At 61.7% G+C, this 11,545-nt stretch carries 10 protein-coding genes and 1 pseudogene; 7 read left to right on the plus strand and 4 right to left on the minus strand.

The genetic code is table 11. From position 1 onward, the window contains the following. Nucleotides 1-101 precede the first annotated feature (101 nt). The 4 genes from ACIQWP_RS28465 to ACIQWP_RS28480 are packed head-to-tail and all read right to left on the minus strand — an operon-like array spanning nt 102 to nt 5,099. Complete coding sequence (locus ACIQWP_RS28465) at nt 102-635, minus strand: sarcosine oxidase subunit gamma family protein (RefSeq protein ID WP_402794888.1); 534 nt, start codon at nt 633-635, stop codon at nt 102-104. Beyond that, nucleotides 628-3,561: a sarcosine oxidase subunit alpha family protein gene (locus ACIQWP_RS28470; protein ID WP_402794891.1), complete on the minus strand. Its 2,934-nt coding sequence runs from the start codon at nt 3,559-3,561 to the stop codon at nt 628-630. The genes ACIQWP_RS28465 and ACIQWP_RS28470 overlap by 8 nt, the downstream gene beginning before the upstream one ends. Beyond that, entirely contained in the window at nt 3,558-3,836 is a 279-nt protein-coding gene (locus ACIQWP_RS28475; protein ID WP_402794893.1) for a sarcosine oxidase subunit delta, read from the minus strand. Before ACIQWP_RS28475 ends, ACIQWP_RS28470 begins: the two co-directional genes overlap by 4 nt. 12 nt (nt 3,837-3,848) lie before the next feature. Continuing rightward, the gene (locus ACIQWP_RS28480) at nt 3,849-5,099 is read right to left on the minus strand and encodes a sarcosine oxidase subunit beta family protein (RefSeq protein WP_402794896.1); all 1,251 of its coding nucleotides are present in this window, start codon (nt 5,097-5,099) and stop codon (nt 3,849-3,851) included. A gap of 88 nt (nt 5,100-5,187) precedes the next feature. Here ACIQWP_RS28480 and ACIQWP_RS28485 point away from each other — a divergent pair, with 88 nt between their 5' ends. The 7 genes and pseudogenes from ACIQWP_RS28485 to purU form a co-directional block, all read left to right on the plus strand. Next, nucleotides 5,188-6,147, plus strand: coding sequence for a GlxA family transcriptional regulator (locus ACIQWP_RS28485; RefSeq protein ID WP_402794899.1), 960 nt, complete (start codon nt 5,188-5,190; stop codon nt 6,145-6,147). Nucleotides 6,148-6,225: 78 nt separating this feature from the next. After that, nucleotides 6,226-6,909, plus strand: coding sequence for a helix-turn-helix domain-containing protein (locus ACIQWP_RS28490; protein WP_402794902.1), 684 nt, complete (start codon nt 6,226-6,228; stop codon nt 6,907-6,909). Between the two features lie 93 nt (nt 6,910-7,002). Continuing rightward, nucleotides 7,003-7,911 carry a glutamine amidotransferase family protein gene (locus ACIQWP_RS28495; protein ID WP_402794905.1) on the plus strand — a complete coding sequence of 303 codons (909 nt, stop codon included), beginning with the start codon at nt 7,003-7,005 and terminating at the stop codon, nt 7,909-7,911. A 31-nt stretch (nt 7,912-7,942) separates the two neighbouring features. Next, the gene (locus tag ACIQWP_RS28500; protein WP_402794907.1) at nt 7,943-8,629 is read left to right on the plus strand and encodes a protein GlxC; all 687 of its coding nucleotides are present in this window, start codon (nt 7,943-7,945) and stop codon (nt 8,627-8,629) included. Nucleotides 8,630-8,644: 15 nt separating this feature from the next. Beyond that, nucleotides 8,645-9,973, plus strand: coding sequence for an FMN-binding glutamate synthase family protein (locus tag ACIQWP_RS28505; protein WP_402794910.1), 1,329 nt, complete (start codon nt 8,645-8,647; stop codon nt 9,971-9,973). 77 nt (nt 9,974-10,050) lie between these two features. Next, nucleotides 10,051-11,358: a type III glutamate--ammonia ligase gene (glnT, locus tag ACIQWP_RS28510; protein ID WP_120670512.1), complete on the plus strand. Its 1,308-nt coding sequence runs from the start codon at nt 10,051-10,053 to the stop codon at nt 11,356-11,358. Between the two features lie 93 nt (nt 11,359-11,451). Then, nucleotides 11,452-11,545 (plus strand): annotated as a pseudogene (purU, locus tag ACIQWP_RS28515) (formyltetrahydrofolate deformylase); the annotation flags it as partial.

An 11,545-nucleotide genomic window follows, 5' to 3' on the forward strand; every position in this document is an offset into this window, starting at 1 on the left:
GATGAGTTCCGTGGGGCGCGGAAGCAACCTGCGCGACAATGTGATGGCCCAAAGCCGCATCGAGAGGCTGAAGGTCGAAGCCGTATATCCAACGACGACAATCAGTGTTGCTCAGCACTCTGGGACAGGGTTTCGAGTTCCTCATAGAGTGATTCCGCGAAGCTGCGCAGCACGGTCAATTCGAAATCCTCCATACCTGTGCGCGTGAGCTGCACCGAGATATGACCGAAAAGCGTCATGGCGCTGCCTCCTACCGGGAAACTCGATGGATGCAGATCGACGGCCGTGCCCTTGTTGAGCATCCGGGTCGCACTCGCGCCCGAAACGCGGATACGGATGCGACCGTGGCTTTGGTCGCAGATGAAGGCGCGCCCCGTAAGGGCGTCGGCAACGGACCGTATGTGCGTATCGGAGAGGCGATCATTGCCGGCAATGAACCATTGCCGGTATCCAGCCGGCCGCACGGAGCTTTCCCCGAGGCCGACTGCCTGAAGATGGGTCGCAATCTCCTCGCTCGTGGTCGCGCCCATCACATGCAGGAGGTGGCCTTCGGGCAGTGCTTCCAGGCAGATGGTCTCGCCTCGCAAGCTGGCCTTGCCGGCAAGAACGGGCTTCGATGTCGGCAAATCAGGCATGGAGTTTCTCGTTCTGAGGGTCGATGAAGACGGGGCTGCAGAGCACCGCATCCGTGAATTCGTCTCTAAGGCCATTCCAGACGATGACCTTCTCGCCGATGCGCTCCGGTCCGTTCTTGATGAGGGCGAGCCCGATCGTGTGGCCGAGGCTCGGCGAGAAGGCGCTCGATGTGACATAGCCCTGGTCGTTTTCGAGCGTCGCGGCCGCACCATCCGCCAGGATGTGGGCGCCCGTGCGGAAGCTGGTCGCAGGATTCACCGGTTTGACACCGACGAGGCGAGGCCGGTCGGCCGCCTGCAGACCTTCGCGCTGAAGCATCGCCTTGCCGATGAAATCGGGCTTCGTCGTCGAAACCATGCGGGCAAAGCCAAGATCATCAGGTGTTACCGTGCCATTGATCTCCGCATGGGTGACGTGGCCCTTCTCGATGCGCAGCACGCCAAGCGCCTCCGCGCCATAGGCGCAGATCTCATGCGTCTCACCCGCCTGCATGATGGCGTCGGCGATGGATTCGCCATAGGCTGCAGGCACACCAAGCTCATAGGCGAGTTCGCCGGAAAAGGAGATGCGAAAGAGCCGGCCGTTGAGCTTGCCGCCGAACAGGGAGACTGTGCGCGCGCTCATGAACGGGAAGGCCGCATCGGAAATGTCGTCATCGACAATCGTCGCGAGGATTTCCCGCGATTTCGGGCCTGCCACCGCCATCTGCGCCCATTGGTCGGTTGAGGACGCAAAATGGACCTCCAGCTCGGGCCACAGCGTCTGGGCACAGAATTCCAGATGCGTCAGCACGCCGGCTGCAAGCGCCGTCGTCGTGGTCATAAAGAAGTGGTCTTCGGCGAGCCGGCTGGTGGTGCCGTCGTCGTAGATCATGCCGTCTTCGCGCAGCATGATGCCGTAGCGCGCCTTGCCGACGGGCAGCTTGGCAAAGCCGTTGCAATAGATGCGGTCGAGGAAGGTGGCGGCGTCCTTGCCGAAAATCTCGATCTTGCCGAGCGTGGAAACGTCGCAGATGCCGGCATTCTTTCGAATGTTCAGGACTTCGCGATCCACACTTTCGCGCCAGCTCCTTTCGCCCTGACGCGGGAACCAGGAGGAACGATACCAGAGGCCGGTCTCCACGAAGATCGCGCCGTTTCTCTTCGCCCATTCATGCAAGGGGGATTTGCGCGCCGGCTGGAAATGCTTAGCCCGCGAAGTACCTGTCAGCGCGCCGAAGGAAACTGGGGTATAAAAGGGCCTGAACGTCGTGGTTCCGACTTCTGCCGGCGAGATTCCACGGGCCTCGGCAAGGATGCCGATGGCGTTGATATTGGAAAGCTTGCCCTGGTCGGTTGCCATGCCGTTCGTCGTATAGCGTTTGGCGAGCTCGACATGGCCATAGCCCTCATGCACGGCAAGACCGAGGTCTTTCAGATGCACGTCGTTCTGATAATCGACGAAGGCCTTGCCCTTGCTGCCCTTGATTTGCCAGAGCGGCGTGGCAGCGGCCGATACTTCCTCCGTTGACGCAAAGGCGGGATCAACCCTTCCAAAGCCGATGGCTTCCAGCGCCTCGACGGCTTTCATCGCCCCGTCGCCGAGACAGGCAACCGTTGAAACAAGGCCGGTCGCAGACCCCGCGATCGACAATCCCTCCTGCCTTTCAGGCGCCAGGAAGGCTGCGTGCCGATCGGACCAGACCGGCTTGGCGCCACGATGGCAGGCAAGGTGGATGATCGGGCTCCAGCCGCCGGACATGGCAAGCGCATCGGCATCGATGTCGCGCGGGCCGGAGGAGGTCGCGATCGTCACGCGGCGCAATTGCCTGCCGCCATAGGCGTCGATGATCCGGGCGCCGGACAATATCGGCGCTTTACCATTCCAGTGCTCGCCGCCATCGGTGCCGCTATCGACGATGGCGGCGACATCGATGCCGGCTGCTTCGAGGTCGGCGGCTGTCTGGTAGCCGGAGCGGCTCGTCGTGAAGACCACCGTGCGCTTGCCGGGAGCGACGGACTGCCGGTTCAGGTAGCTGCGCATGGCGCTCGCCATCATGACCCCGGGGATATCGTTGCCGCCAAACACCAGCGGCCGTTCCTCCGCTCCGGTGGCAAGGATCGCCTGCTTGGCGATGATGCGCCAGAAGCGTTCGACGGGTTGGCGCGGGTCGGGCGTTGCCACATGCTTCTGGACGCGCTCGACCGCGCCGAAGACATTGTCGTCGTACCAGCCGGTGACGGTGGTGCGCGGCAGGCATTGCACGTTCGAAAGGCTGTCGAGCTCGTCCAGCATGGGCTTTAGCGGCGAGCTTAGTTCCGACAGCAAACCGCCGCCAAGCTCGAAGCCTTCATCCGCGAGAAGAACGCGCGCCCCGGCGCGTCCTGCTGTCAGTGCCGCAGAAAGGCCTGCCGGCCCGGCACCAATGACGAGCAAATCGCAATGCGTCCAGCACTTTTCATAGGAATCGGGATCGGCCTCATAGGATGCCTTGCCGAGACCGGCTGCCTTGCGGATCAGCGGTTCATAAACCTTCTCCCAGAAGGCGGCCGGCCACATGAAGGTCTTGTAGTAGAAGCCGGCGCTCAGGAAGGGGGAGAGCAGACCGTTGACGGCGCCGATGTCGAAATCGAGCGAGGGCCAGCGGTTCTGGCTGCGGGCGATCAGCCTGTCATGGAGCTCGATCATCGTGGCGCGGCTGTTGGCCTCGGTACGCCCGCCCGTGCCGGTCGTCACGAGTGCGTTGGGTTCGGCGGCACCCGCTGTCAGGATGCCGCGCGGCCTATGGTATTTGAAGCTGCGCCCGACGAGCTGGATGCCGTTGGCGAGCAGGGCAGAGGCGAGTGTGTCGCCGGGATGCCCGGTCAATTCCCGCCCGTCGAAGCTGAAGCGGATGGTCCGCGAGCGGTTGATGCGGCCGCCGGAGGAAAGACGATAGCTGCTCATGCGCCGCCTCCCAGCTTGGCAAGGGCTGCATCGCTGACCTCATGGACCTTGTGCGTGACGGTGTCGCGCTCGACGATCAGCCAGCGCCGGCAACCCGAGGAATGGTGCCAATATTCCTTATGTCGCCCCTTCGGGTTGTCGCGCAGATAGACGTAGCCATACCAGTCTTCCGCACCGGCATCCGCTGCCGGGCGGCCAAGGCCCGCATCGCCCTTGATGGTGAACTCCTCCTTGGGTCGCGCACCGCAGTGGGGGCAGGAAATCAGGCTTGCCATGTCGTCATGTCCTCAATGCAGGTTCGGTTGGGCGCCGACGCCCTTTTCATCGATCTGATAGCCGCGCTGGAACCGGTCGAGGCGCAATTGTGTTGCCGTCTCATGCGGCTCGTTGCGGGCGATCAGATGCGCGTAGCAGTAGCCCGATGCCGGCGTCGCCTTGAAGCCGCCGTAGCACCAGCCGGCATTCAGGTAGAGATTGTCGATATGCGTGCGGTCGATGATCGGAGAGCCATCCATGCTCATGTCCATGACGCCGCCCCAGCTGCGCAGGTAGCGCACCCGCGTCAGCGCCGGGATCATCGCAACGCCCGCCTCGGCGACATGCTCGACGGTCGCAAGATTGCCGCGCTGGGCATAGGAATTGTAGCCGTCGATATCACCCCCGAAGACGAGGCCGCCCTTGTCGGATTGCGAGACGTAGAAATGCCCAGCGCCGAAGGTGACGACGCAGTCGATGAACGGCTTCAAGCCCTCGGAGACGAAGGCCTGCAGCACATGGCTTTCGATCGGCAGGCGAAGGCCCGCCATATCGGCGACAACAGTGGAGTTGCCGGCCGCCGCGAGAGCCAGCTTGCCGCAGCCGATGAGGCCTTTCGTGGTTTCGACGCCCGTCACACGGCCGTTTTCCGTGCGGATGCCTGTGACTTCGCAGCCGGTGATGATATCGACGCCGCGGCTGTCGGCGCCGCGGGCATAGCCCCAGGCGACTGCATCGTGACGCACCGTGCCGCCGCGCTGTTGCAACAGGCCGCCCATGATCGGGAAGCGCGCGTTTTCGAAATCGAGGAACGGCAATTTTTTGCGGACGGCTTCGCGGTCGAGCAGTTCGGCATCGACGCCGTGCAGGCGCATGGCATTGCCGCGGCGGGTATAGGCGTCGCGTTGCGCATCCGAGTGGAAGAGATTGAGCACGCCGCGCTGCGAGACCATGGCGTTGAAGTTGAAATCCTGCTCCAGCCCTTCCCAGAGCTTCATCGAGAGCTCGTAAAAGGGGTTGTTGCCGGGCAGCAGATAGTTAGAACGGATGATCGTGGTGTTGCGGCCGATATTGCCCGAGCCGAGATAGCTCTTCTCCAGGACGGCAACATTGGTGATGCCGAAGGTCTTGGCGAGATAGTAGGCTGTTGCCAGCCCATGGCCGCCGCCACCGACGATAATGACGTCATAATGCGGCTTCGGTTGCGGCTGGCGCCAGGCGGGGGCCCAGCCGGTATTGCCGCGAAGACCATTGAGGAAAACAGAGAAAGCCGAATAGCGCATGGTTCGATCCGCTTTGAATTGCGTCCATGATGACAGAGTGGAAAATGCAGACTTGCCCAATTGGGACCTATTTCGATAGAAAAGGGACATGGCCTCAATCGACGCAAGAAATATCCAGACTATCGGCTTCATCCTGATCCCGGGATTCGCGCTGATGTCGTTCGCATCAGCAAGCGAGCCGTTGCGTGCCGCCAATCTGCTGGCCGGGCGCGAAATCTATCGATTGTCGATTTTCTCGCCGGATGGCACCCCGGCAGTGTCGTCGGGCGGCGTGCCGGCGCCGGCCGAGCCGCTTCCGGGTCGCGGGTCCGGTCTCGGCACGGTTTTCGTCTGCGCCGGTGGGTCGCCGCGAGACTGGCACTATCCTTCGGTTCTTGCCTGCCTTCGCCAGCTCGCACGCGAGGGCGTGCGCATCGGCGGCATCTCCGGCGGTCCCTATCTGCTCGCCGCTGCCGGGCTTCTGGCCGAGCGCGATTTCACCATTCATTGGGAGCATGCCCCGGCCCTGCTCGAAGCCTTTCCGACGCTGTCGCCGCGCCAGGCGCGCTTCGTCATCGACGGCAACCGCATCACCTGCGGCGGCGGCATTGCGCCGCTCGACATGATGCATGTCCTGATTACCGAACGCATGGGCGCCGATTTCGCCCGGCGCGTCAGCGACTGGTATCTGCACACCGAAGTTGGCGAGCCCGCCGCTCCGCAACGCGGCTCGCTCGCCGAGCGTTATGGCGTCCACCATCCGGGCTTGCTGAGCGTGCTCGAGAGAATGGAGGAGACGATCGAGATGCCGCTCGATCGCGCCGCCATGGCCCGGATTGCCGGCGTCACGCCGCGTCACCTCGACCGGCTGTTCGCCGCTCATCTCGGCTCGACCTTCCTCGAGCAATATCGGCGCATAAGGCTGCAGCATGCCCGGCGGCTTCTGGAGCAGAGCCCACTTTCGATTTCCGAAATTGCCATTGCCACCGGCTTCTCCAGCGGCGCGCATTTCTCCCGGGCCTATCGCTCTCTTTACGGGATCGCACCCGGCGATACCCGCCGCACCTAATTTTCGTCGCAGTTGAGAAAATTTCACTGGGAGGATAGAGTCGCTCCCAGCAAGCCCCTGCCGACAAAAGGATACCGAATGAAAACCAAGGCAGACAAAATATCGACCGACGAGCAATCTCACGGCGGACGGCCGGCTTTCTCGCAAAACCCGCATGCGGTGCGGGAGCCCAAGGAAAACAATCTTGAAATGGCGATCGGCCACGAGGTTCGCGCCTATCGCAAGAAGCTCGGCATCACGGTGACCGATCTTGCCGCTGCGACGGGTATCTCGCTCGGCATGCTGTCGAAGATCGAGAACGGCAATATCTCGCCGTCGCTGACGACGCTGCAATCGCTGTCGCGGGCGCTCGGCGTGCCGCTGACCGCCTTCTTTCGTCGTTACGAAGAGCCGCGCAACGCGGTTTTCGTCAAGGCCGGCCAGGGTGTCGAACTGGAACGGCGCGGTACGCGTGCCGGTCACCAATATAATCTGCTCGGTCATATCGACAACAATTCGAGTGGTGTCATCGTCGAGCCCTATCTCATCACGCTGACCGCCGATTCCGACGTCTTCCCGACATTTCAGCATGAGGGCATGGAGTTTCTCTATATGCTCGAAGGCGAGGTCATGTACCGCCACGGAGATCAGCTTTACCCTATGCAGCCGGGCGACAGTCTCTTCTTCGATGCCGATGCGCGGCACGGCCCGGAAGTTCTTGTGAAACTGCCGGCCAAGTATCTGTCGATCATCAGCTACCCGCAGCGAGGCAAGACCGACTGACTTGCCTCAAAAGAAAAATTTATTCTTTTGAGTTGAAAAACCGCAATGGACCTGATAGCCATTTTTGCAGATGCGAAAACGGAGGGCTTGGGCATGTGCGGAATTGTGGGTCTCTTCTTGAAGGACAAGGCGCTTGAGCCGAAACTCGGCGCGCTTCTGTCCTCCATGCTTGTCACGATGACCGATCGCGGACCCGATAGCGCGGGCATTGCGATCTATGGCAACGATAACGGCAATACGGCGAAGATAACCGTTCAGTCGGCCGATCCGGCCAAGGATTTCGAAGGGCTGGAATATGAACTGAGACGGGCGCTCGACGTGCCTGTGTCAGTGGCGGTCAAGAGCACGCATGCGGTCATCACCCTTGCAAAGGACAAGCTGGACGAGGGCAGGGTTGCCGTGACGGCATTGCGTCCGAACATCCGCGTCATGAGCAGCGGTGATACCGTCGAGATCTACAAGGAAGTCGGCCTGCCGAAAGATGTGATCTCGCGCTTTGGCGTGACCGGCATGTCCGGCACGCACGGCATCGGGCACACACGCATGGCGACGGAATCGGCAGTTACCACGCTCGGCGCGCATCCCTTCTCCACCGGTTCGGACCAGTGCCTGGTTCACAATGGTTCGTTGTCGAACCACAACAATCTGCGTCGCGAGCTGAAGCGCGAGGGCATGGTCTTCGAAACGGAAAACGATACCGAAGTCGCCGCCGCCTATCTCACGGCCGAAATGGCGAAGGGCAAGGATCTCGGGGCGGCGCTGGAAAGCGCGGTCGACGATCTCGACGGCTTCTTCACCTTCGTCGTCGGCACCAAGTCGGGCTTCGGCGTCGTTCGCGATCCCATCGCCTGCAAGCCGGCGGTCATGGCGGAAACCGATCAATATGTCGCCTTCGGTTCCGAATATCGGGCGCTCGTCAATCTCCCGGGCATCGAGAATGCCCGTATCTGGGAGCCGGAGCCGGCGACCGTCTATTTCTGGGATCACGAAAAGGCTGCCTGATCAGAAGCGCCGCAATCGAGAGAGATCTTATATGCCAGTTTTCGACCTATCCGTCACGCCGCTGCGCGAACTCAACAGCGCCCTTCACGGCCTTCCCGCAGGCGCTAACGATCTAGCCTTCGAAGTCGTCAACCCGCGCGGCCATCATGCAGTGGCCGCCGGTATCGACGCACCCGTCACCGTCGATATCAGAGGTTCCGTCGGCTATTATTGCGCTGGCATGAACGATGGCGGCAACGTCACGGTGCATGGCTCCGCGGGGCCTGGCGTTGCCGAAAACATGATGTCCGGCAGCGTCGTCATCGAAGGCGATGCCAGCCAGTATGCCGGCGCGACCGGGCAGGGCGGCCTGCTCGTCATCAAGGGCAATGCCGCCTCGCGCTGCGGTATCTCGATGAAGGGCATCGACATCGTCGTTCATGGCAATATCGGCCATATGTCCGCCTTCATGGGGCAGTCGGGCCATCTGGTTGTGCTCGGCGATGCCGGCGATGCCTTGGGCGACAGCCTTTACGAGGCAAAGCTTTTCGTCCGCGGCTCGGTGCAAAGCCTCGGTTCCGATTGCATCGAAAAGGAGATGCGTCCGGAGCATATCGCCAAGCTCTCCGAACTTCTTGAGAAGGCAGGCGTCAAGGATGTAAGGCCGGAAGAGTTCAAGCGCTACGGATCGGCGCGCAAGCTCTATAATTTCAACATCGACAATGCCGACGCGTACTGAGGCAAAAGGGACAACATGAGCTATCACAACCCGCTGACGCCGCCGCGCAAGTCCGCCACCTTCGACGATCATACGCTGGCTGAAATCCGCCGGGCGGCGGCAACCGGCATCTACGATATTCGCGGCGCCGGCACGAAGCGCAAGGTGCCGCATTTCGACGATCTGCTCTTCCTCGGCGCGTCGATCTCGCGCTATCCGCTTGAAGGCTATCGCGAGAAGTGCGATACGACTGTCGTTCTCGGCAGCCGTTTCGCCAAGAAACCGATTACGCTCAAGACGCCGATCACCATTGCCGGCATGAGCTTCGGCGCGCTCTCGGGCAATGCCAAGGAAGCACTCGGTCGCGGTGCCACGATTGCGGGCACGTCGACGACAACAGGCGACGGCGGCATGACAGATGAGGAACGCGGTCACTCGCAGACGCTGGTCTATCAGTATCTCCCCTCGCGCTATGGCATGAACCCGAAAGACCTCCGTCGCGCCGATGCGATCGAAGTCGTCGTGGGGCAGGGCGCCAAGCCCGGCGGCGGCGGCATGCTACTCGGTCAGAAGATCTCCGATCGTGTCGCCCATATGCGCAACCTGCCGAAAGGCATCGACCAGCGCTCCGCCTGCCGTCATCCGGACTGGACCGGTCCGGATGATCTCGAAATCAAGATCATGGAGTTGCGCGAGATAACCGATTGGGAAAAGCCGATCTACGTGAAGGTCGGCGGTGCGCGCCCCTATTACGATACGGCGCTTGCCGTCAAGGCCGGTGCCGACGTCGTCGTGCTTGACGGCATGCAGGGCGGCACGGCCGCGACCCAGGACGTCTTCATCGAAAATGTCGGCATGCCGACGCTCGCCTGCATCCGTCCTGCCGTCCAGGCCCTGCAGGATCTCGGCATGCACCGCAAGGTGCAGCTGATCATCTCCGGCGGCATTCGTTCCGGCGCCGACGTTGCAAAAGCGCTGGCGCTCGGCGCTGATGCGGTTGCCATCGGCACGGCGGCATTGGTTGCGCTTGGCGACAATGATCCACGCTGGGAAGAAGAGTACCAGAAGCTCGGCACGACGGCCGGCGCCTATGACGACTGGCACGAGGGCAAGGACCCAGCCGGCATCACGACGCAGGACCCGGAACTTGCCGCGCGGCTCGATCCCGTTGCGGCTGGCCGACGTCTTGCCAATTATCTCAAGGTCATGACGCTGGAAGCACAGACGATTGCGCGTGCTTGTGGCAAGAATCACCTGCACAACCTGGAACCGGAGGATCTGTGCGCGCTGACGATGGAAGCTGCCGCCATGGCGCAGATCCCGCTCGCCGGCACCAACTGGTATCCGGGCAAGGGAGGCTTTTGACATTCCGGCCGGGCCGACAGGCCCGGCCGTATCACGCATCATCGAAGTGTCTCGAAGAAATCCAAAGGGGAACGAGAATGACACTGGATCTTGCTGCTTTTGCGAAAGACAAAGGCATCAAATATTTCATGATCAGCTACACCGATCTTTTTTCCGGTCAGCGCGCCAAGCTGGTGCCTGCCCAGGCGATTGCCGGGATGCAGGAGGATGGCGCGGGCTTTGCCGGTTTTGCGACCTGGCTCGACATGACGCCTGCCCATCCCGACCTCTTTGCCGTGCCGGACCCATCCTCTGTCATCCAGCTCCCATGGAAGAAAGAGGTTGCCTGGGTCGCCGCCGATTTGATGATGGATGGCGAGATCGTCGCCCAGGCGCCGCGCAACGTGCTGAAGAAGCTGGTCAAGCAGGCCGAAGCTGAAGGCAAGCGGGTCAAGACCGGCGTCGAAGCCGAGTTTTTCCTGATCACCGCCGATGGCGCGAAGATCTCGGATGAATACGATACGGCGGAAAAGCCCTGCTACGACCAGCAGGCCGTGATGCGCCGTTACGATGTCATCGCCGAGATCTGCGATTACATGCTGGAACTCGGCTGGGGTGCCTATCAGAACGACCACGAGGATGCGAACGGCCAGTTCGAAATGAACTGGGAGTTCGACGACGCCCTGCAGACGGCGGACAAGCACTCGTTCTTCAAGTTCATGGTCAAGTCTATCGCCGAAAAGCATGGCTTGCGCGCAACTTTCATGCCGAAGCCCTTCAAGGGCCTCACTGGCAATGGCTGCCATTGCCACATCTCCGTCTGGAGCAACGACGGCAGGACCAACGTGTTTGCCGACCGGGAAGCGGAATTCGGCCTTTCGGCCGAGGGCAGGCACTTTCTCGGCGGCATCATGAAGCACGCCTCGTCGCTGGCGGCGATCACCAATCCCACCGTCAACTCCTACAAGCGCATCAACGCGCCGCGCACGACGTCCGGCGCCACCTGGTCGCCGAATACAGTCACCTGGACCGGCAATAACCGCACTCACATGGTGCGCGTCCCCGGTCCGGGCCGCTTCGAGCTGCGTCTCCCCGACGGTGCGGTCAACCCCTATCTGCTTCAGGCCATCATTATCGCCGCCGGCCTCGACGGCTTGCGCAACAAGGCCGATCCCGGCCCGCATCATGATATCGACATGTATGCGCAGGGTCATTTGGTGAAGAACGCGCCGCGACTGCCGCTCAATCTGCTTGATGCGCTTCGGGCCTATGACGAGGATGAGGGCTTGAAGGAAGCCATCGGCTCGGAATTCTCCGCCGCCTATCTGAAGCTCAAGCATCAGGAGTGGAATGCCTACTGCTCGCACTTCACGCAGTGGGAGCGCGACAGCACGCTCGATATCTGAGCGCGGAGCGGACGATTGCCCGGATAAGCGCGTGCCGGTGTATCACTCATCGGCACGCTCGGCTTTGGCCTGATACGGCGGAGGAAGATCATCATGAAGAACTATGTACTGACCGTTGCGTGCCAGTCGACGCGCGGGATTGTTGCGGCGATATCGAACTATCTGGCCGGACAGGGCTGTAACATCG

This window comes from Rhizobium sp. NPDC090279 (genome assembly GCF_044769665.1).
Classification (GTDB): Bacteria; Pseudomonadota; Alphaproteobacteria; order Rhizobiales; family Rhizobiaceae; genus Rhizobium.